General features: G+C 46.1%; 19 protein-coding genes. 5 read left to right on the top strand and 14 right to left on the bottom strand.

Features of this window, described 5'->3' with window-relative positions; all coding sequences use genetic code 11:
• Positions 1-16 precede the first annotated feature (16 nt).
• The 6 genes from M1K58_RS01215 to M1K58_RS01190 all read right to left on the bottom strand — a co-directional run bounded on the left by M1K58_RS01215 (position 17) and on the right by M1K58_RS01190 (position 6,333).
• Positions 17-1,087 carry a glycosyltransferase gene (locus M1K58_RS01215; protein ID WP_256756843.1) on the bottom strand — a complete coding sequence of 357 codons (1,071 nt, stop codon included), beginning with the start codon at positions 1,085-1,087 and terminating at the stop codon, positions 17-19.
• Positions 1,084-2,781, bottom strand: a complete 1,698-nt coding sequence (locus tag M1K58_RS01210; RefSeq protein WP_256756842.1) for an ABC transporter ATP-binding protein — start codon at positions 2,779-2,781, stop codon at positions 1,084-1,086. Before M1K58_RS01210 ends, M1K58_RS01215 begins: the two co-directional genes overlap by 4 nt.
• The gene (locus M1K58_RS01205) at positions 2,781-4,541 is read right to left on the bottom strand and encodes an ABC transporter ATP-binding protein (RefSeq protein ID WP_256756841.1); all 1,761 of its coding nucleotides are present in this window, start codon (positions 4,539-4,541) and stop codon (positions 2,781-2,783) included. Before M1K58_RS01205 ends, M1K58_RS01210 begins: the two co-directional genes overlap by 1 nt.
• A 496-nt stretch (positions 4,542-5,037) precedes the next feature.
• Positions 5,038-5,253 (bottom strand): hypothetical protein, encoded by a 216-nt coding sequence (locus M1K58_RS01200; RefSeq protein ID WP_256756840.1) that lies wholly within the window; start codon positions 5,251-5,253, stop codon positions 5,038-5,040.
• Positions 5,254-5,349: 96 nt separating this feature from the next.
• Positions 5,350-5,676, bottom strand: coding sequence for a hypothetical protein (locus M1K58_RS01195; RefSeq protein ID WP_256756839.1), 327 nt, complete (start codon positions 5,674-5,676; stop codon positions 5,350-5,352).
• A gap of 84 nt (positions 5,677-5,760) precedes the next feature.
• Entirely contained in the window at positions 5,761-6,333 is a 573-nt protein-coding gene (locus M1K58_RS01190) for a xanthine phosphoribosyltransferase (protein WP_256756838.1), read from the bottom strand.
• Between the two features lie 250 nt (positions 6,334-6,583).
• Here M1K58_RS01190 and M1K58_RS01185 point away from each other — a divergent pair, with 250 nt between their 5' ends.
• On the top strand, positions 6,584-7,309 hold the full coding sequence (locus M1K58_RS01185) for a hypothetical protein (RefSeq protein ID WP_256756837.1): 726 nt from the start codon (positions 6,584-6,586) through the stop codon (positions 7,307-7,309).
• Between the two features lie 86 nt (positions 7,310-7,395).
• On the opposite strand, the gene M1K58_RS01180 is transcribed toward M1K58_RS01185, so the two are convergent.
• From M1K58_RS01180 to M1K58_RS01170, 3 genes are all read right to left on the bottom strand, one after another.
• On the bottom strand, positions 7,396-8,667 hold the full coding sequence (locus M1K58_RS01180; RefSeq protein ID WP_256756836.1) for a M56 family metallopeptidase: 1,272 nt from the start codon (positions 8,665-8,667) through the stop codon (positions 7,396-7,398).
• A complete protein-coding gene (locus M1K58_RS01175; protein ID WP_256756835.1) occupies positions 8,664-9,044 on the bottom strand; it encodes a BlaI/MecI/CopY family transcriptional regulator in 381 nt (126 codons plus the stop codon). The genes M1K58_RS01180 and M1K58_RS01175 overlap by 4 nt, the downstream gene beginning before the upstream one ends.
• 179 nt (positions 9,045-9,223) lie before the next feature.
• On the bottom strand, positions 9,224-11,206 hold the full coding sequence (locus tag M1K58_RS01170) for a glycoside hydrolase family 15 protein (RefSeq protein WP_256756834.1): 1,983 nt from the start codon (positions 11,204-11,206) through the stop codon (positions 9,224-9,226).
• Between the two features lie 373 nt (positions 11,207-11,579).
• Here M1K58_RS01170 and M1K58_RS01165 point away from each other — a divergent pair, with 373 nt between their 5' ends.
• On the top strand, positions 11,580-12,680 hold the full coding sequence (locus M1K58_RS01165) for a YkvI family membrane protein (protein WP_256756833.1): 1,101 nt from the start codon (positions 11,580-11,582) through the stop codon (positions 12,678-12,680).
• On the opposite strand, the gene M1K58_RS01160 is transcribed toward M1K58_RS01165, so the two are convergent.
• Genes M1K58_RS01160 through M1K58_RS01150 form a run of 3 tightly spaced genes read right to left on the bottom strand, consistent with a single transcriptional unit; the run spans position 12,565 to position 18,329 of the window.
• Positions 12,565-15,891 (bottom strand): AAA family ATPase, encoded by a 3,327-nt coding sequence (locus tag M1K58_RS01160; RefSeq protein ID WP_256756832.1) that lies wholly within the window; start codon positions 15,889-15,891, stop codon positions 12,565-12,567. The genes M1K58_RS01165 and M1K58_RS01160 overlap by 116 nt on opposite strands.
• A gap of 24 nt (positions 15,892-15,915) precedes the next feature.
• A complete protein-coding gene (locus M1K58_RS01155; protein WP_256756831.1) occupies positions 15,916-17,199 on the bottom strand; it encodes a metallophosphoesterase family protein in 1,284 nt (427 codons plus the stop codon).
• Between the two features lie 5 nt (positions 17,200-17,204).
• On the bottom strand, positions 17,205-18,329 hold the full coding sequence (locus M1K58_RS01150; protein WP_256756830.1) for a glycosyltransferase family 4 protein: 1,125 nt from the start codon (positions 18,327-18,329) through the stop codon (positions 17,205-17,207).
• Positions 18,330-18,461: 132 nt separating this feature from the next.
• On the opposite strand from M1K58_RS01150, the gene M1K58_RS01145 reads away from it, so the two are divergent.
• Positions 18,462-19,652 (top strand): GGDEF domain-containing protein, encoded by a 1,191-nt coding sequence (locus M1K58_RS01145; protein WP_256756829.1) that lies wholly within the window; start codon positions 18,462-18,464, stop codon positions 19,650-19,652.
• A gap of 75 nt (positions 19,653-19,727) precedes the next feature.
• Here the strand turns inward: M1K58_RS01145 and M1K58_RS01140 are convergent, their stop codons facing one another.
• A complete protein-coding gene (locus M1K58_RS01140; protein WP_256756828.1) occupies positions 19,728-20,519 on the bottom strand; it encodes a Cof-type HAD-IIB family hydrolase in 792 nt (263 codons plus the stop codon).
• Positions 20,516-21,358: a pseudouridine synthase gene (locus M1K58_RS01135; RefSeq protein WP_256756827.1), complete on the bottom strand. Its 843-nt coding sequence runs from the start codon at positions 21,356-21,358 to the stop codon at positions 20,516-20,518. Before M1K58_RS01135 ends, M1K58_RS01140 begins: the two co-directional genes overlap by 4 nt.
• A gap of 147 nt (positions 21,359-21,505) precedes the next feature.
• On the opposite strand from M1K58_RS01135, the gene M1K58_RS01130 reads away from it, so the two are divergent.
• Positions 21,506-22,009, top strand: coding sequence for a thioredoxin family protein (locus M1K58_RS01130; RefSeq protein ID WP_256756826.1), 504 nt, complete (start codon positions 21,506-21,508; stop codon positions 22,007-22,009).
• Positions 22,009-22,464 (top strand): PCYCGC domain-containing protein, encoded by a 456-nt coding sequence (locus M1K58_RS01125; RefSeq protein ID WP_256756825.1) that lies wholly within the window; start codon positions 22,009-22,011, stop codon positions 22,462-22,464. The genes M1K58_RS01130 and M1K58_RS01125 overlap by 1 nt, the downstream gene beginning before the upstream one ends.
• Positions 22,465-22,502: the final 38 nt, after the last annotated feature.

Genomic DNA, 22,502 nt, shown 5'->3' with positions numbered 1-22,502 from the left:
CTACCTCCTTATTCCGCTAACCTTTGGATCTAAAACCTAGCTTCGCTCTTATCGACTGGTTTCTTCTATCTCTCATGATCCTGCGATATAGCGAGTCCCACTCCTCTACAGTATCTGATTCACCTAATGCGCCTTCGAATTGTATCAATATCTCATTCACGATCAGGGTCGGGATATTATCGTAGAACGTTCTGCGAAAAATATAACTGGAGGGTGTTCTGAATTTCTCATAAAAATACTCGATGTTTCGTTTAAGCTCATTCATACGCGAAGCGCTCATCGTCGAATTCATCCAGAACTTTCGACCGATCGGGTGAATTTGATGATAATTCAACGCCTCAGGATATTCTTTTAGCTCCAGTCCATTCCTGTCCAGCCTGTAGCAGAGCTCGGAATCCTCCATTCCCCAACCTTTGAATTCCGTATCGAACATACCTGCTTCGATTACGGCATCCTTGCTTACGGAGAGGTTGGCCGTCGTACCTAGCATCCACTTCAAGCGAAAATCTTCGATCTGATCGATTGGGACCCCTAAAACATGATCCGATTCGAACTCTTTCCCTAGATATAATCGATCGATGGTCGGCTTGAAATTCGTCTCCACTTCCTCGGCTGATGCAAGTTCGGCATACGCCGTCTTTCGAATCCGATGCCAACGATCACCAAGTCTCTCCTCAAGCTTTCGGCGGTCCTTCCCTTGTAGAATCAACTGATTCCGGCACCAAATCGTTAAAATCCGCCCTTTGCCACCGATATGAACAGTGTTCGACTCTCCTAAGAGTGCTTTTTGATGCCGATCGACAAAGTCGCCCTGAACGATACGATCGTCATCATTAAACAGAAGATACTCTCCCGAGCTAGCGGCAATCCCTTTATTCCTCGCAGCCGATCGGCCTAGGTTGTCCTGTTTCAAGTAGATCAAATTCAGTTTATTCTTGTACTTCTCCGCGATGGCTGGCGTGCTATCTACGCTGCCGTCATCAATTAGAACGATTTCGTAATCCTTGGAGGTTTGCCTTGCGAACGAGGCTAAAGTCAGATTCAAATAAGCTGCTTTATTGAATGTCGGCATAATAACGCTAATCACGAGCTCCCTACTTTCATTTCCGAATACGGTTGATACACTTTCCCTTCTTCAATACAATAGGCGACGTCCACCCGATACCGTGACTTAGATTCATGAGCAATAACGAGACACGTCTTAATCCCCCTCATGCTGTTGACGACATCCGCAACTGCATTCGCTGCCGCGGCATCTAGAGATGAACTTGGTTCGTCAAGAAGTAGAATCGGGGCGTCTTTCAGAAAAGCTCTAGCAATTGTAATCCTTTGCTTCTGACCGCCCGATAGGTTGGACGCATCTTGTGCGATGTTCGTGCCATAACCGTCGGGTAGTGACTCGATGAAGTCATGGGCTCCTGCGGCAGCTGCGGCTGCCCGTACATCCTCATCCGATGCTTCAAGATTACCGAAACGAATATTATCCTCGATCGTCCCAGAAAATAGAAATGGCTCCTGTGGAACATAGGCGATTTTGCTTCTCCAATCGGCAAGCGAGCACTGCGAGAAATCATCGCCAAGCAATCTAATACTGCCGCTGTCGGGTCGATAAAAACCAAGCAGCAGCTTGCACAGCGTGCTTTTTCCATTGCCGCTCCCTCCCGTGATGACGGCCGTCTCACCTGACCGAACCGACATTGAGACCCCTCGTAGGACAGAACGCTGGTCATAGGAGAAAAATACATCGTCAAATTCGATGGCAAAGTCTATCGTGCCTTCTGAATGAATCATGCCTCCTTCCACAATCACATGTTCTTCCTCTTCAGTTTCAAGCAATCCGTTGACTCGTTCGGAAGCTGTAATGGAAACCTGCATTCTTGCAAACAATCCACCCATAAGCATGATGACGAACGTAACGTTCATCTGTAACTGGATAAGGGCGATCAGCGAGCCCGTTTCGATTGAATCGCGCAACACTAGAATCGTTCCCGCTACGGCAATACCTCCGAAGCTTATGAAGGTTAGCAAATAGTTTACGGCTTCCAGCCACGCGGATTGACGTCCAAATCTGCTCGTTAAGTACTGAATCTCGCGATTTTTCTTATCATATTGATTGATGACGACGGCTTCCAGCTGATAGAGCTTGATCGTGGACAGACCATGTAACAGATCGCTGCATCTGGCATTCGCTTCTCCTTTCCGTTGCTGCAACGTATCGCTAAGCGTTCGCAATGGTCGAAGGAATCGATAGTTCACCACTCCAATCACAACGGTTAACGCGATCAGTGATAGGGCAAATCGCCAGTCCAAGAAAAGCATTGCCGCGAATGAGCCAGCACCCACGATCGTATAGTGAACCAGATTACGCATATGCTCGGTATACATTTCCTCCATTTGAAGCACGTCGTTCGACATCTTAGACATCAACTCACCGCTTTCATGCCGCTCGAAGAACGGGAAGGACAAGAATGCGACCTTGTCGATCAACCGGCCGCGAATGCCGATGCTTAGCTGCTTGGCCGATCGTTTCAACCTGTAGACGAGCAAGGGTGACAGGGCGGCGAACAGGAGAGTGGAGCCACATAGAATGTAAAACGTTTTCCATAACATATTCATATCTTCCGACACCGACGAATCTATCGTCCATTTGAGAGCGAATGCCGTGACGATCGGAACAACCGAACGAATCAAGGACTCACCGATCGCGTATTGGACATACCTTCGCCTCGGTTTCTGCAGCATGGAATAGAAGCTCAACCATTCCGAACGCCGTTCGGCCATTAGGAGACTCCTTCTAATAAATTTTGATACAAGCCTGAATATAGCCCGCTATGCCGAATTAACTGTTCGTGCGTTCCCGACTCGACTATGCGGCCTTGGTCCATCACCAGAATGAGATCCGCATCTTGTACCCTAGACAACCGATGCGCGATGACGATGATGGTTTTCTTCCTTCGGACTTTCCGAAGTGTCTCTTGAATGATTGCTTCCGAATCTCCGTCCAACGAGGAGGTCGGTTCGTCAAAAATGATAATCGGAGCTTCCTTCAACAGTGCGCGCGAAATCGCAATCCTTTGCATCTGACCACCGGATAATCCCGCCCCCCTCTCGCCTATCTGCGTCAGGTAACTATCGGGAAGCTGTTGAATAAACACGTCTGCCCCTGCAGCTATGCTCGCTTCGATCACCTCCTTATCCGTTGCAATTGGGTTGCCATGTCTGATGTTGTCCAGGATTGTGCCCGGGAACAAAAACGTATGCTGCTTCACGAAAGAGATCAGTGAGCGAACTGCTTGTGGATGATAATCTACCAATGGCTCACCAAGTAACCGAATTTCTCCCCCATTCGGTTCGTATAGCTTGCTTATTAGCTTCATAATCGTGCTCTTCCCAGATCCGCTCGGACCAACAATAGCAACGAATTGACCTTTCTCAATGACATAAGAAATATCCTTGAGTGCATGATCAGATCGTCCCTCATAATTAAAATTGACCTTGTCGAAAGAAATTACGCTCTCGCTTTCATTCGTATTTGTCCGATCGCCTAAATAAGCCAATAACTTACCTGTATCGTTTTCCGTTTGATAGCCCATGATCTGATCTAGCCGCCTAACAGCACCCGCAGCAACAAAGAGCTGTCCAATCAGCTCCGGAAGCGCGGATGCGGATTGAATGCAATAGCCTAATAGATAGATGAAAGCAAGCAGCTCTGCCGGCCGCATCTGGCCATGAATGGAAAGCCAGCCTCCATAAAGGATACATAACGAAAATGGAAGCGTTTGCAGTAGGATTTGCCACGGTATGATGAACGACCTTTGCCGTTCCAAATCAAAGCTTTTGAGTAGCCCCATCCTCAAAGTACGATCAAAACGTTCCCTTAGCCAAACCTGCCTTCCATACGACTTGATTAGTGCCTGACCGATCACGGCATCCTGGACTTGGGAATTGATCGTCCCTTCGATCTCTTGCAATTGCTGCGATTTTCTGATGATCGGTTTGCCGAGTTGCCACGAAATCAGGAGCGATAACGGCATGATCAAGCAGCAAAGTAGAACAAGCTTCCATTGCAACAAGAACAAGAATATAAAAGTACCTACCGCCATGACAGGGTGAAATAACATATTGCTTAAGTGAAAAGTGAAAAATTGCTCGACCGCGAACGCATCATTGGATAGAACAGACATCCAGTCACCCGCATGTCGGGATTCCGCTTCGGATTGCTTTATTTTTGCAATATGCCCGAATAGCGATGAGCGCAACCTAAAGGCGGTATTTGCCCCGAATTGCGTTGCGGCGGATTTCATCGAAAATTTCAACAGAAAACCGACCAATATCGTTGCCGCCATGTAAATCGACATCCGAATAGCGGAACTCTCATCCCCTGATAATCCGGCATCCGCCATTCGCATAATCGACATGGCTATGCCCATGTCGGCCAGAGCCCCCCCAAGAGCTGCCAACACCGCCATAAGCAAATATCGGTATGAGCCCATGACTGAGTGGTTCATAATACGACTAGAATTAAACTTCTCAAAAAACAACGCATCACCTCTTTGTCTACGTCGTTCGGATAAATTCTTGTCTATAGGTTAAATCAGATTTATCATCTTCCCCCTAATCCTTAGAGTATTTTGTACACAAACGATAATAGTATCTTTTTGAGTTGACCTGATGCTGAAATTGATGGATTTTGTCGCGGTTTGGAGACTACACCGCTTTACTAAGAAGTGAAAAACAGAATCGGAGTGGTTAGGAAGGCGAATTGCAGGAATATCACCTTATACAATGTTGTTGGCAAAGATTAATATAGACAAATAATAACATAAACCTAAGTGATATTACACTAATATATTATAAAAATGTAAAATATTTTAATATTTATTCTTCACGAATTCATGTTATAAAACGTTTTCTAAATCATCAACAGTAAGTTATCACGTAATCATCCCTATGTATATAGGCTGTCGAGACCATGTTTTATTCGACAAAAAAAGCCTTGCTGAACAAGGCTATTAAGATGATGAGGTTGGGGCAAGCTTATTCAAACGACCATACCCGAGGTTCACTCGCTAGCTGGATGGTGTAGGCTCTTTTCACCTTCACAACCTTACGGTTAGGGCGTCGGATAAGTAATTGTTCATCATCCCAAGCGACTACGATTCCTACGACGTCATTTTGTTCCAATGAATCTCTCACGATCCTGACTTTCGTACCTTCTACTCTATAATGATCCAGTTGATCTTCGCTAATCAATTTATTGTCCCCCTTACAATGAGATAGAAAAACCCGCAAAGACCTAAGTCCACGCGGGTTCCCCGGATTTGTTCCCAAGTAGCTCCGTATCATCAATTAGCCAACGTGCTCTCTCGTATCGTTCGTTTCATACCAGCAATCCAGAACCTTGCCAGACATCACACGCTTACTCACATAATCAGCCTGATGACTTGCAAATCGTTCGATCCAAGGAATATTAAGCTCTTCACAAAGCTTAACGATTGTAAGAAGTTCAGACCAAGCTACATAACGCTTATACCAGAAAAATTGCGGGTGCTCGATCATGTATGGATACAGGTCATCGAACTCCGTGTGTTTGCAGTCAAGTGCACGCTCAAAATGAACTTTGGACTCATCCAGCTTTTTCAAGAAATATTCGACCGACAAATTAATGTTTTCCATTTGCTGTTCGCCTCCCCATATGCAGGTTACCCTTATTATACGACAATGAATTCCGTTTGGGAAAGGATGTTCATAGCCCTTATATTAATCGGCAAAGGTAATGGTATTGTTTTCTAACGACTTAACCTTAACTAACATCTCCACTTGATGACCAAGCTCACGTAACATGTTACCACCTGCTTGGAATGACTTTTCTAACACAATTCCGATTCCCACGAGGTCAGCTCCGGATTGTTCGATGATCTTAATGAGTCCGCGAGCAGCGTCGCCATTCGCAATAATATCATCTATGAAAAGAACGGAATCATTAGCACTCAATAAATCACGTGAAATGATTAAGTCAGTTACGATCCCTTTGGTAAAGGAAGGTACTCTTTCACAATATGCATCTGGTTCCCCAAGTAATGTCTTCTTCCTCCGGGCAAAAACAAGTGGAACTCCGAGCTGGTATGCAGTAGCAAATGCGACGGGAATTCCCGAGGATTCTACTGTAACCACTTTCGTAATTTTCTTACCAGCAAATCTTGCTACAAATTCCTTACCCATTTCCATCGTCAACTGTGGATCGACGCCATGGTTGAGCAGAGAATCCAATTTCAACACTCCTGAGTTAATGACGCTTGCTTCTTTTAGAATTCTCTCTTTGAGAATATCCATCGTCTTCACCACCACCTGTTGTCTTTTCCGTCTAACGTACCATATCCTTTTCCCTCGTGCAACATTTTGAGCTTATTTGAATGGGATCAATTGTTGATTTTATCATCTTAAAATAATACGACTTTAGTCCCGACAAACTGCGACTCGATATGACAAAAGGTTTATTTTTCAAAAATAATGAACAAGCACGAAACTTTCCCACGATATGTAATGTCTTATAGAGTATACCGAATTTGAAGGAGGGATGATCATGCCGAGAACTTCCCCTGCTCGATTAAGAATTTGGGGTGCTCTTCTGTTGTCCTTTAGCCTGGTATCCTGCAGCACTTCTCCTGCTGCACTGCCGACTCTCGAAGCTTCGGGTGATCTTCCACTGATTCATTCACAAGTACCTTTGCCGACAGCCTCCGCACCTGGACAATCAAGCCCGGGATCTCCAGACAGCTCATCGGCTACAACGCCTTCACCCTTAACATCATCACCAACTCTAATAGACAAGCAACCGGTTGAATCTGCGTCCACAGTTGAAGCATCGACTATACATACCAAACCAACAGATCAAGCTAAAACGCCCAAGGAACATGCCTTCGAACCGAAATCACCTTCGTTAGCAAGTATTGCACTAGGCGCAACGGATAAGATTGTAGTGAAGCACTTCGGACTTCCTCCGGAAACTTACCCCCTACCCGGAGACAAGCAAACGATTGAGATATGGCAATACGACGGCTTCTCCATTGGTTTGAATGACAAAGATAAAGTGGTCTATGTCGAGATAACGTCATCACAGGTGAAATCAGGTATTCAAGGGCTTCTCATCGGAATGAATAGCTCCGAAGCCGCTGATAAGCTTGGGATCGAATCCAATGAACAATCTAATGTACTTACAGTAGAAGTATCCGGTGGATGGATTAAGGTCGATCTCGATCCCGACACTCAGAAAGTGCTATCACTTAAGCTTATAAGCAAAGAAATCTAAAAACAGCCATCCATTATCGGTTATTCAACCGACAATAGGATGGCTGTTCATTTCATTTACACTGGCTTCAGATCCTTTTCGTTCTCTTATTTTGACTTTTGAAGTGTCAGTCCATGAGTGTCATTGAGGATATCTAGCTCTTTTTGTGAAAGTTCGTCTATATAGCCTTGTGGTACAGTCAGTCCCTTGGAAATATGTTTCTCAATTCGATCAACAATCTTTTCAGAGCTGAGCTTTACCGGCTTAATGCTTTCCTTCGATTGTGTAGGCACCTTATTACCATTCTTATCAAAGGATTCAACTTTTCCATTCGAATACTTAATGGTAACATTAGCCCCTGTTATTTCCTTAGATGACGGCACAGCCGACCCCGCCGCATATGCGGTAGCCCCACCGCTTCCAATCAAAGCAATCGTAGCAACAAGCGACAGCAACATCATCGACTTTTTTGTTTTTTTCTCATTCATTAGATTGATAAGTCTCCTTTTCATCTCTGTTTTAGGATTAGTTAGACGACTTGTACAAATCACATTCCGCTGTCCGACACTATACTCCAGCATGGATAGGAGAGTCTCTCCGTATAACCTTCGGCTATCCCTGTCCATTTTCTGAACAACTTTCTCATCGCAAGATAACTCGCAAAGCATAGTGACCTGTTTATTCATCGTATATACCGCTGGGTTAAACCAGTGAACTGCATTTGCCACAAATACGAGCAGCTTCACATACAGATCCCCTCGTTTGTAATGAACGAGTTCATGCGACAAGATCATAGATCGTTCTTTTTCCCCCAAAGGCTTATTAGGCAATACAATTACGGGCTTCCAAAAACCGATAAGCATGGGAGTCGTTACATGATCGCTTACAATAACCTTTACTGAACATTGCACATTATCACATATGCGGCTTTCTTGTAAGATCGAATGTTTGAAAGTCCAATAATTTTTAATATTCACAGCTAGGAAAACCAGAATTCCAATCCCCCAAATGACTATGGCCAACAGAAGAAATGGTTTCTGATCCTCCAACCGCAGAACGAAGTCGGCCAATGAATTCATAAACGAAGCCTTGCCTTCCGGTAATGAAAAAGGGGTGACGCTTAACTGTTGTTCAGCTATCGTTATCGTTTCTGACTTCGCACTCTTTCCAAAATCAGCTGAGATAGATCGTATTAAAGGACTTAGCCTATTTACAATCTCTGAACCGCCAAGAAGAAAAAATACAGGAACTAATCCGGTGTAATAATGCCACGTCTGCGAAAAAGCTATGTTCGTAAAACGCCTTATCGCTAGTTGCACAATCCAAATGATCGTTCCAACAGCAGATGAAAGGAAGAGACATACAACTAAAGCCATCATTTCTTACCTTCCTTGCTCTTAAACCATTCTTTTAACTCGGTTATGTCTTCTTGACTGAGTTCATTGTCATCAACCAAAGCAGCAATAAAATTTTTGGCTTTCCCATGATATAAACGACTAAGAAATGATTGTGTTTCGACCTTCTTGTAATCATGCATGCTCATAACAGGATCATAGTAATTCACCTTGCCGCTCAATGATTTTGTCAAAAAGCCTTTTTCAATCAGCCGTTTCAGTATGGTCGATAACGTAGACGTTTTCCAACCTTTGCTTTCAAAAATGTCTAACAGCTGTGAAACCGTTACAGGCGGTTCTAATTCCCAAATCACCTCCATCACTTCTAATTCTGTTTCAGACAATCTTCCAACTTTTCCCATGGTGTACACCTCTGGTTACTAAGTTTTTACTGCGACAACTTGTCGTACGTTTAAATTACGACAAGTTGTCGCAGTTGTCAATGTAAAAATGAAAATTATTTTGCTGCAAGCAAAAAGAGGAGGCTTGCACATTTGTGCAAGCCTCCTCTTCGATCTATTATACGAAAAATGTCATAGCCTCACAGCTCTCCGCGCTCGGCCAGCATATGAACAGCCAGTACGAACATCGCATGAGACCAAGTGAGTGGTACAACCCAAGCCGTCTCGCCCGTATTCTGATCGACTTGCTCAGGGAGAAGTCCAGATGGGGTTACATGCTTCACCGCATAATCCAACAGCTGTCTTGCATCCTCATAACGTCCCTGAAGAGTTCGATAATGGCTTAACCACAAGGTAGTCAATATCCACGGATTCCCACCGATATAAGTATCATTCTCATACCGTTTAATACCGCCAACCTTAGGTGAAGTGAGCAACTGCTCAATCGTATCCGCAGTTTGTACCATTCGTGGATTGTCAACTGATACAGCGTTAAATGGGACACTTATTCCGAGTAGGCTAATATCGACAATAGGATCGAACTCTAGGACATATTTCACATAACCTTTGTCCCTTTGTTGAATAGATCCGCGCTCACCTCGTGCGATAGCTGCTTCATAGGCTTCCTTAGAAACCGTAAGTTTTAATCCACGATAATAGGAGCCCTTGGATTCATTCCAGCAACGCTCCTCAATGGAAGCAGCGATTTGCTGTGCAACCTTGCCCCACGTCTCCGCTAATTGCACTTTATCTTTACGTCTAGCGAAGGACGCTGCGGCCGTCAAGCCACCGTACACCGCTGCTGCTGAATAAGTATGCTCCGCTTCGCGTTCTTCCCACAAGTCCTTACTTGGCTGAGGAAGACCGGTTTCCGGGTCCACATATTGAACCAGGAACGAAGCACCTTTCTCAATAGCAGGCCACATCCGTTCAAGAAATGCCTCCTGCTCTCCGGAATGCAGATAGTACTCCCACATTCCCCAGATTAGGGACGAGCCTTCGTCGATTTGCAGCCCCCAATGAGGTGCCAAGCTGCCATCGTGATAATGGCGTTGCTGCCAAGAACCATCCGGTTCTTGTGCTGTAACGGACCAATCGTAGAACTTCTCCGTTAACGATCCTAAGCCGGCTTTGTTAAAAGCCGTCGTTACGAATGCTGCATCGCGGCCCCAGCTATAGGCATATCCACCGCATCGGCTGAAATATTCGTCAAATTCAGGAGCAGCGACTATCGTTCCAGTTGCTTCATCAGCCATTAGCTTCATCGCAAGCTGAGAACGCTCGTATAACGCAACAATCGCTTCATTCCCACCAGGGCAAGGTGCTGCATTACGCAGATAATCCGACCAATACGATTCCATCCCTACGAACCATTCCGAGTATGAACGACTTTTGGCCAATGTTAATTCGGCTAAAGCTTCGTTACGAGAATGACCAGCTGCGATATAGACTGGAAACTCCACCGATTGACCTGGCTCGATTGCTGCGAAATTCCATTTCATAGCGCCGTCCGTCTTCATATCGATTTGATTTCCATTCAAACTTCCATTAGCGGCATGATGCCATGCGCCGCCTCCAGCTTGGTACCCGCCACACTCCTCAGAGCTACCTACAGCAAAAGCATACTGATGGCGGAAATGAAGTAGTGCGTCTTGCTCGCCAGCGAACTCCGTTGTCATGTACAATTCATTGTCCATAATTCGGAAAGAGCTGTAGTGGTAAAACTCTAAATCCGTTGCTTCGTTACCGTGATTCGTCAGACGGTACCCTCTAACCATGATAGACTGCCCTGGAACAGCAAAATCTGTCTGTTCCACCGTCACCGGATATTGAGGATGGGTAGAGGTTACACGGTATGCGTTTGTACGAGGTACGTAGCTTGCAGTATGCTGCCAACCCGCATCGGAATCATCAAACCAGGTTACGCCCCCCGGCGTAGACCCAAGCTTCAAGCCCGTCCGAATTTCATCCATATGCTGCGGGTAATCAATGTGCGGCCACCATAACCGGTACAATCTCCCCGTTTGACCAAGAGAGACCAGCATAGCGGAGTTCCCCGCAATAGCGTCTACTAAATAAGGTTTCTTACTTAAATGTTGTTGCAATTGTAATTCATTAATCATGATGCAGCTCCTTTAATGCCCGGAACACACGGACGATTCTCCCGGGCCGGGTAGTCGTCAACTCACATCACTGATTTAAGCTTTTCAGCCATCAGCGCCCGAAGCAATCACAATACGGTTTGGAGCACCCAAACCGATAGTTCCTCGCTTCCCCCTCGGGACCGTGAATCGTCCTCATTCTATTTTACCTTATCTTTTCCTTCCATCAACCCCTTCATTACGTTCTTTCCGCAAGTTTTCGACTCTTTTTATCTACATTTGCAATTAAAGCGCTACCAAATGTTCTGTACCCTCCAACGGAAGTCATGCCCGTCCACTTCGTTACATAGATTATTAGAATAGTGGACGAGTCAGGTTGGGAGGTTCCTTACTAATGAAGCAATGGGCTAAAAGTATACAGGTCGCACTCGTGTTTATTGGAACCGTCGTAGGGGCTGGCTTTGCTTCTGGAAGAGAAGTCATGCAATTTTTTACCCGTTTCGGTCACTGGGGGCCGTATCTCATCATTGTATCCACGCTATTCTTCGTGTGGATCGGAGCAAAAGTCATGCTGCTCGCAGCTGAGTTAAAGGCGAAATCTTATGAAGATCTCAACAAATACTTATTTGGGGAAAAAACAGGGCGTTGGGTCAGTCATGTGATGCTAATCGTGTTACTTGGAGTCAATGCGGTCATGCTTGCTGGTGCTGGCTCCGTATTCTCTGAGCATTTGAATTTAAGCTATCAGTCTGGATTAATCATTACGATGTTCGCCTGTTTCATGCTGCTGCGCAAGGGTATGAATGCCATATTAACGATAAACACCGTTGTCGTGCCTCTGATGATAGGATTTACGGCTTTTCTAGTGTTCGAGACGCTTCGCACCCCCATTTCCGATCACTGGATGCGGAGCCCTAACGAGCTTTCACCCTGGGCGGCCTGGCTATCGCCCTTTCTATACGCTGCATTTAACTTGTCCATGTCACAAGCTGTCCTTGTCCCACTTGGAGCAGCAATAGGCGATGCTAAGCTCTTACGAAGAGGGGCATGGATGGGCGGTATTGGAATCGGGCTGCTGCTGCTAGGAGGACATTTCGCCTTATCCGCTCGTATGCCTGGCATTTTACAATTTGAAATCCCAATGGGTGGAATCGCTCGCGAGCTTGGTCCCTGGATACACTGGATTTACATTTTCCTCATATTCATGGAAATTTTCACGACACTAGTCGCTGATATTTATGGACTAACCCTGCAACTACAAGAAAGAACAAAAGCCTCGCAATGGATGATTACCGCGATTCTGTTGCTCTTGTGCTTTCTCGCAGGCCAGTTCGGCTTCGGCACGTTATTGTCGACTCTGTATCCGATATTCGGAATACTCAGCTTAGGCTGGCTCTTTCTGATAAGCCGTGATCGAACACGTCCGCCTTATCCACCAACGTCTTCTTCTCCCCCAGGGTCAGCATCCGGGCTGCTGGAATCCCCGAAGCTATAGTCTGAGCTACATGCCGATGACAAGTAAATAAGATCACTTGTCTGGCTTGTCCTAGCTTTTCTAATACAGGTAAGGTGTGCATTAGTCGTTGCTCATCAAAATGAACAAACAAATCATCTAGAAGTAACGGCAGTGGATGCTCGGGTGATGCTGCATCACACAATGCGAATCGCATTGCCAAATATAGCTGCTCCTGGGTGCCCCTGCTAAGGAATAGACTATCCAGCATGCGGTGGTCACTGGTTTCTGCATATAAGGTTTTGGAATCACTAGGAGCCACAATACGAGTATAAGCACCATTCGTCATCTGGTGAAAATACAAAGATGCGCGTTGCAGAACAATCGGCTGCTTCTCTTCTTCGTAAACCGCTTTCGTCTGAACAATAAGCCTATCCGTGATCGCCAGAATCGCATACCGTTCGGTTAGAAGCTCAAGCTTGCTTTGGAGCTCACGCAGACGTTGTCCATTGTCTTCAAGCTCAGCTTCTGTGCGTTGCCGTTCGAGTTCTTGAGATAAGCGCCCGCGCTTATCCAGCAACTCCGTACGAGATGCCTCTTCTTGCTCCAACAAAGCTTGCCGTTCACTTAGGAGGGATGAGAGGGAGGCTTCATCGTAAGCTCTAAGCAGTTCATATAGCTGTGCCTGCTCATCGGAGCCCCGTCCAGATTCTAGCCGAAGCTGGATTTCACGAGCTTCCTTACGCAGCACCAAGCAGCGTTCATCCATGCGCAATCGTTGTTCCAATTGTACTGCGGTTTCAACTTGCGCCACATGGAACAATGCTGCGATGCCGTTGTCTACGTCGTGAAGCGCATCTTGAGCTGCTACTACAGTTAGCTTCAATTCAGCGAGCCTGCGATCTAACTTGCTCGCCTCTTCCTTCACCAATAGCTGCTTGGCCGATTCCCGATGTAGCCACTGAACAGCAACGACAGCATCCTGTCGCATGCCAACAGGAGGTGGACATTCCTCCATAAGCCTAGCTGCTGCTTGCTCGAACTCTTGAATCGCTTTGTCTAGTGTTTGTGATCGTTCCATTGTACGCTGACGCTGCCGTAGCATCGTCTGCCCTTGCTCGGCCATTCCGAGCAACTCCGGTAAACTATCCGGTGTAAGATGAAGAGGAAGCTTCCGCGCGTGTAGCCACTGCTGCCAGCGCTCTTGTAGCTCTTCCATTCGTGTGTCTTGCACGATAGAATCACGTTCTACAAGCTCTCGCTCCATCTGCAGCTCCTGCGTTCTACCTTGCAATTCCTGCTGCTTGGATTTATCCCGATCCAATTCCTCAAGTCGTTCAATCTGTTCGTGAACAGCATCCCGAAGCTGCTGCCATACTAGATCGAACGTCTCTGAAGAAGGCATGAACTCCGATGGTTCCAATTCTGATAAGTCTGGTATAAGCTGAGTAGCCGCGACCTCAGGATCTTGTATTAATTGACGCAGCCGTTCGCTCATCTGTCGATGATGCACTCTAATGCTGGCTATGTAGTCATCCGAAACCTGATTCATCGTTGAAGATGTACCTGCTGTAGCTCGTTCTCGATCAGCTTTGCCCCATTTACGACGTGAACCAGCAAACGCTAATCCAATGGATAAAAGTAGTAAGCCAGTGGATATTCCAAAATACATTGCTGAGTTATGTCCCTCACTACTTAGAATGAACGGCAATACAATTGACACTATTCCAAGTAGCCCCGCCATCGCATACAATACGGTTGTAGAAATCTGTTCGGAACTTGATCTAACCCGAGTCGTAATCAAACGTGAAGGGCGTATGCTTGTCCGAGCCCGCTCGTAATCCCGTCTCGCATCCTCAGAGTTGTGCCAAGCCTGTAACAGAGCTGCCTTCGTCCGCGGAACGAAATGTCCGAAAGGCAACATAAGATCTTTAGATGAGGCGTGGGCGTAACCAAATAAAGCATCGCTACTTCCCAATGCTGACCTTTCTTCGGCTTGCAGCACCTCCTGCTGCCTCGCAATTCTACGCAATTCAGCCTGTAATGTTACCGTCGCTCGTTCAGATTGCTCCCACTCCTGCTGAATTTTGCGAACCTGTTCACGCTCAGCCGCTAGACCACCGAATGCAAGCAGCTCTGTCTCTCCCCAAGCCACGGACAATCTCGACAACGTACTTTGCACGGTTTCTTCCAATGTCCTACGTTCAGCTTCGAGCTCTGACCTCTCATCCCTCTTAGCGATGATTGCTTCACGTACAGACTCTAAACGTTCCCACTCTGGATAAGAGGCTACGAACGCCTCATCCCATAAAAGCTGGTCTCGTACCAAGTGCAATTCCTGAGCCGAGCTTCGAGCACCTGCTAGCCTACTCGATGCTTCACTCCGTTGCCGCTTCATTTCCTCCCAAGAGGATGCCATTTCCTCCGACAATAATGGCACCGAGGGATCTGCTAGCTGTCCACGTAATTCCGCTTCCTCAGCGAGCAGCATTTCCCGTTTCAGCCACCATTCACGCAGCTCGTAGGCACCTTGGAGCCTTGCAGTTTGTAAACGTAGCTTCGGAAAGGTCAACTCCAGTGACGCCAATTGCTGCTCAACGTGAGCCAGCTCCTGCCCCGTCTCCTGGTAATAGCGGACTCCGTCACGATTGTGGCGAATAGCTGTTTCGATTTCCTTCATCGCGCTGAGTAGCTTATTGATCTCCTGAGTTGCTCCTTTGGGACGAAACAGGCGATCCATTTCCGTGCCAATCTGGCGTCTAGCAGCTGTTAATGCGGTACCGCCCGCAAGCCCGGAGTGGTACAAATAATTACCAACATCCTCGCCTTGTAGCGTACGCAGCTCATGTAACTCATTTAATGAAACAGCAAACAATTGCCGAAACAGTCGCTCCGAGACTCCACCAAGGAATAAGCGCTCCCATTCATTTTGTCCGAATGTTTGCTCAATTCCGCTGTCATCTCTAACCGTTAGAACGCTTCCTCGTTCTGAATATCGCTCAAGTATCCAATCGCGACCAGACTTGTCCGATAAAAGGATTCGTCCGCCATGCTTGCCCCCGAATACGGGCTCTCCCCGTTCCACTAGATCTTTGCGCGTGGGAAATCCGTAAAGCATACTTCGTACAAACCGAAGCAAGGTACTTTTACCTGCTTCATTAGGACCATAGAGAACGGTAACAGGCGTTTCCAACTGAAGCTTCACGTCTTGAAGCGCACCATATCCGTCTACATGGAGCTCTCGTAAATACATCGCGTAGCCTCCTTTCTTTCGCTTTTACCCCGTCTCATCATCCCTTAATAATGAAACAGACAGCTCCATCGCTTGCTGTATCCATTGCACACGATCTTCATGGCTTCTTGTTTCCAGCCATTCTCGAATTTTGGGCTGTTTATTAAGAGCTTCCATCGCTTCATCCAATAGAGATTTCGATCCTTCGGAGTGTTGCGCCACTGCTAGGCCTCTTCGCAGAAGCTCGCCTACAAACCCGTCCTCCTCTGCAACTACCTCTAGCTGCAGGTTGCTCCCGGTACGCACGACAATCGACTCCGGCCATATCCAGTCCTCTATGACCTCTGTCTCGCCAAGCGACTCCCTTAACTCCTCCAACCACTCCTCCGCAACAGTCGGCTGGAGCAGCCGATCGTGCAAGCTGCCACGACCTTCCAAGCGAATTCGCACGACGACGGGTCTCATCTCGGCGTCGGAACGCACTTCATCTAGCGCAGACAACAGTCTCATCTTAAGCTCTTGCTCTCGCTCAATCCCTTGTATGGATACGGTTAATTCCTTCCACAAGACATCTGCAATATCCCGAAACCGCATGTCAATAGCCCCCGCATCTGAGACCGAGACGACATAGACACCTTTGCCACCCGTTTCGCGGATGCTGCGTCCTTGTATGTTGCCTGGATAGACGACATGGGGGTATTCATTAAGAATCCGACGGTTATGTACATGACCAAGCGCCCAATATTGAAACCCAGCTGAAGTTAACTCTTCTAGCTTGCATGGTGCATAATTGTCATGAGAAGGCTCTCCATCTACGTTGGCATGCAGCAGCGCCAAATGAAAAGGCGCCCCCTCCCGTTTCTTGAAGCGGAGCGCCAGATTCTCAGTGACAGCAGGAGTTGGATAAGAGATACCATAAATATGTGCCACAAGCTCACCCTCTCGGGTATAGGCAGGAAAGCAATCTACGTCCATAGATCCGAATACTTGAACCCCTTGTGGCCAATCCAGCTTAGCTTGGCGACCACTCTCCGGATCATGATTGCCATGAACGATGAACACTTGAGCTCCCTGTTCTGTAATACTGCCAAGAGCGCGTTGCAGCCGCAATTGCGCGCGCAAGGAGCGATCTGCGGCATCAAAGAGGTCGCCCGCTAGCACGACAAAATCAATCTTATCCCTCTTGACGATCTCACATATCCCTTGCAATGCAGCGAACGTCGATTCACGGAGCCTGTCTCGTACAGTGTCCGGAACCTTGGTCAGTCCTTTGAATGGACTATCGAGATGAAGATCGGCTGCATGCACGAAAGTAAAAGGAACAGCCACTCCGATCACATCTCCTGTTCATAAATCTGCTTCAGCTCGCTAATGACTCGGTTAAGAGAGTATGTTTTCTTCGCCTTGTTCCAGCCTGCCCGCGCCATCTCATAACGGAAATGGGGGTCATTAATGACCGTCTCAAGCGCTCCAGCAAGAGCAATCGGATCTTCCGAGGGAACAAGCAACCCATTCGTGCCGTTCTCAATCTGCTCCGCGATTCCGCCAACATCCGTTCCAACTAGGGCAAGTAAACAAAGCGCAGCTTCTGCGAACACAGAACCAAATGCCTCTGCACGCGAAGGTAGAACGAAGATGTCGAAAAACGGAAGCAATTCTTCAGGATGCAGCATGTACCCGTAAAAAATCGTATCGTCATATATACCGAGCTGTTGAGATAAAGCTTCCAGCTCTTCGCGAATAGGTCCGTCTCCGATAATATGCAATACAAACTTACTGTTTCTCTTGCGAAGCTCCGCACAAGCGTGAAGCAGAATATCTAAGCCTTTCGCTGGTACGAGACGACATATTGTCACTAGTTGTGCCACTTCATTCTCATGGGGAATCGGCTTAAACCTTTTTTCATCGTAACCATTCGGAATAACAATCGTTTCCTTAGGTTCTTGTAAGAATGTGCCGATATATTGAGCAAAGGAGTTCGATACCGTCATCAATCGTTCGGTTTGATGCTCTAGCTCTCCATATATCGATGTAAGAAAACGATGCTCTGGGCCACCTTCGACTATACGTCCGTTCAGGATAAGCTCCCGCTCATAGCTCGAGTGAATCGTCATAAGCACTGGAGTATTCGGAAATACGTGCTTCATTGCTAACGCTGCAATCGGATGATGAGCATGAATAAGATCGTATTTCTGGCCGGAAAGCCTTAGCTTCACCCACCAGATGTAATCCTTGTAGGTCTGAATATATCTGTCTACGATAGCATTTCCTGCATAAGGCAGACAGTCAAATGTCACAAAATTAATCTCTTCATGTCCTTTGTTACGGATTCGTTTCGGCAAAGAGAACATTTCCATTTCCCAGCCGATTTTACGGAACCGTTCCCCAATATAAGGTACCATGGACGAGACGCCACCCGGTTGCTCTGGTGGGAAAAACAGCGCCTGCAAGATGTTCAAGGGCGATTCCTCCTCGCTTCCGTCAATCTAAGTCGTCAAGATGAATAAATAACGCTCTAAGTCTCTCAAAAAATATGATATATTAGAAACATATGTTCTGCAAGTTACATCGTCATCTTAAAGGAGCCAAACATGTACCAGATCACACTCTCACTCAATAATTTCGGCCTCCTATTCTCATCTGCTATGGCTGTCGTCATTGTGGCTCTCATGTTATTCATGTCCTATCGTCTATATCAGCGCAACCATACAAGAGCCTATCGGTCGTTACTCACTTCTCTCGCATTCATCCTTATCCATCATTTACTACAGTTAGCCATATCCATAGGGCTAACTCCTTCATTGCCATCTTTAGTCTTTATCGGGAAGCTTCTACAAGTATATGCATTCATTGTCATCAATTTCGCTGTTTTCGAATTGTATCATCGCAGACGTCCGAGAACCCGATTATGGTTTATCGGATTACTGATAACCGGTCTACTCATTGCCATTGGAGATGTATTACCAGGCGTATCTAAATCGGATCACAATTGGATGAGTAATATCCAATCAACCCCTGTGTTAGACGGTTTCTTACTATTACTCGGTCCACTGTTCGTGCTCATGTTTGCCCCGCACATCGGACAACCGCGCAAATATATGGCCAGCCTTATGATTGCATTTACGATGCAGCTTGCCGTTATATCCGGTACTTATTGGGCTCCAGAAGTCCAAATCTTCAAGACAATCGCAGGACTATTACCGGTTGTTTATTACATCTTATTATTCGTACTTCTGTTCGAACGAGTCGTCGAGATCCTTCAGTCTGTTTATCGCTCATCGATCACCGATGGACTAACGAACCTTTATAACCGAAGATATTTTATGGGAAGATTGGAGCAATCCCTATTTGCCGGACGTCAGCTAGGAGTTATTTTCTGTGATATCGATAATTTCAAGAAATTAAACGATACCCATGGTCACCATAAAGCCGATGGCGTACTTAAACAGACGGCAGCCCTGTTGATGGAGGAAACAGATGGCGTTGGACTAGCTGGCCGTTACGGAGGAGAAGAGCTTGTTGCGTTCGTATTCGGACCCGTCTCAGCGGTTATGCAAGTCGCTGAATCCATTCGTTCACGTACAGAGAAGGAAACAATCGTCACGATCAGTGTCGGCTATAGTATGTCCGCCCCTGGAGAAACAGCTGAGTCCTTAATGAAGCAAGCAGACCAGGGCATGTATCATAGTAAGACCTCTGGTAAAAATCGAATCACGGACTACGATACAATAAGAGAAGATAGGGTTCCTGTAACTAAGAAACGTCAAGGAAGTAAAAATTAATCCTCTGAACACCGCTTAAAGCAAGCCGAGAATGTTTCGGCTTGCTTTTTTTCATTATTCGCTTCAATCATTCAACTACGCTAACACCCGTTGCTCGATTACGATAGCAACGCCATCCTCATTGTTGGAAACCGTAACTTCATTTGCCTCTGCCTTGACCTCAGGAGGTGAGTTATCCATCGCCACTCCCCATCCCGCATAAGTAAGCATCGCGGTATCATTATAATAATTGCCGAGTGCTAAAATTTGCTCCCGTGGTATTCCTCTTTTATTCGCGAACTGTTCAAGCGCTTTGCCTTTAGAAGCTTGATGATGCTGTACATCAATAAAATAATCTCCACTTCTAATCGTTTGTAGCTCATGATTCCAGCTCGACCATCCTGCCTCTAAATCATCGAGCTCTTCCTTCAAAGCAAAAATGGACAGCTTCACCATGCCCTCCGGAAAACCTTCATTCCTGCTGCGTATAATCGGACGAGCTAACATCCGGCTATACATCATCTCAGCATCATCCCTCATAGCTTCCACATACAATTCGAAAGCTGTATTCATATCAAAATGAATGCCTCGCTCACGGCAATAGTCTGTATAGCGCTGCGCTTGCTCATGGGATATGGTCGTCGCATAAATAATTTCCCGGCTCTCACTATCTACGACAGAAGCACCATTGTGGGTAATCATCGTTCCTTTTAAGCCTAATTCATTTAGCACAGGTAACGCGCTAGACGAGCCACGCCCCGTGCAAAGTACGATCTCAGATCCTTGCTCAGCAGCTGCTCGAACAGCATTGCGAACTCGAGGGGTTAGCTCGTGTTCATCATTAAGTAACGTGCCGTCTACATCAAGTGCAATAATGCCATATTTCATTCCGTTCCACCCTTTCGATAGTTACGCAGGCTGTCGACTTCTTCTTCCGTCAGTTCACGCCATTCCCCTGGTGCAAGTGCCGGATCTAGCTTCAGAGGCCCCATTGAAATACGACGCAAATAGAGTACCTTTTTACCAACGGCTTCGAACATGCGCTTCACTTGATGAAACTTCCCTTCATGGATCGTTAGCTCTATCCAGCTTAACGCTACATTCGGATCAAGCTCCGCTTCTTGAGGAACAAGCATCACTGCAGACGTCAATTCATCTTCGTATTGAGCTTCTCCGACAACTGGGCTGCCTTCGCCACTTTTACTCGCTAATACACCCAACTGCGCAGACATCGTCACATAATCATCATCAAGTGTAACTCCTCGCTTGAACTCCTCGATATCCGTGTCTCCGACTTGTCCTGCGACTAAAGCGCGATACGTCTTAGGAACATGCTTGCGAGGGGATAGAAGCTCATGAGACAGCTTTCCATCGTTCGTAATCAGGAGTAGGCCTTCCGTGTCTTTATCTAAGCGTCCAACAGGAAAAGGCGACATCACCGTTATATCCTCGTCTAGTAGATCAATAACCGTTTGATCACGCTTATCTTCCGTCGCGGAAATAACCCCCGCAGGCTTATGGAGAAGAACATAGACGGTATCCCGATACTGAATCGTCATGCCATCGAGTACCACTTCGTCCTCATTTGGATTAATTTGTAGTCCATGGTCCTTAACCAAAGTTCCATTAACAGTCACAGCACCTTGCTTGATCAACAGCTTAATAGAACTCCTCGTTCCATAGCCTAGATTCCCAAGCATTTTATCTATTCGCATTTTCACTTTCATAAGGTAACCAACTTTCTTTTTGACAGTTTAATGTCATTCCACCTAATTCCTTTATGCGAATAACCCAAATCAAGTATAATGTAAATGTTGAACGGGCCTGTCCATTTTAACTAAAATATAGACCAATACATAATGGGGGAATTAAGAATGAACGCCAAGAAATTATCGATTTTTTTCGGAATACTTGCTGTACTTATTGTAGCACTAGTTGTAATTAATAACTCGAAACCAGACACTGTCTACGGTAAACCGTCGGATGATCTATTTCAAGAGACAAGAGCAATATTAAATGATCCTAACTATAACAATATCATTATTCCAGATAAATTGGACGATAAGATCGCCAATAAAGAAAGCTTCTTCGTCTATTACTTTGCTTCAGATTGTCCTCATTGCAAAGTGACAACTCCTCAATTGAAGCCTGTTGCCGATGAGATGGGGATTAATCTTCATCAATTTAATCTTCTCGAATTCAGACCCTATTTCAATAAAATGGGTATTGAAGCTACTCCAACACTTGTCTATTACAAAGACGGTGTAGAAAGCGATCGGATGAAAGGTGGCTTGCGGCAAGGAAACGCGACGGCTGGCTACTCCATTGAAGATTTTAAGGCTTTCTTTAACAAGCACAAACCAGAAGGTAACGACTAATGAAGGCAGCCAAGTGGTTACTAGTATTGCCTGCTGCTCTATTAGCATGTGGAGTCATTCTAGTTGCTTGCGGAGGCGGAGCGAAAGAAGGCGAGCCTCATCTTCACGGAAGTGAAACCTGGGAGCTCGAAGCATCCTATGCAAATATGCCTTCTTTCTTAGAGGACTATACAGATCAGACAAAACATCTCTATTCCGTTGTTGGAAAATATGAAGAAATCATGCAATTGGTGAAGTGCTATTGTGGCTGTATGGAGTTTGATGATGTACACACTTCCTTGCATCGTTGCTATGTCGCAAGCAAGAATGATAAAGGAATCACTTGGACCGATCACAGTGGTCACTGCGGTATCTGTACAGAAGAATTGGTGAAAATAGAAGATTGGAGTAATGAAGGCAAAACTCCCGACCAAATTAACCAACTCATCGAAGAAAACTTTAATCCAAATGCTTAATAAAGAAAGGCGTTATCCCCCTATTTGCTGGTGGATAA

Source organism: Cohnella sp. WQ 127256, assembly GCF_024519285.1.
In the GTDB taxonomy this organism is placed as follows: Bacteria; Bacillota; Bacilli; order Paenibacillales; family Paenibacillaceae; genus Cohnella.
The sequence above is the reverse complement of the archived record's forward strand: the minus strand, read 5'-3'. Positions and strand labels throughout refer to the sequence as shown.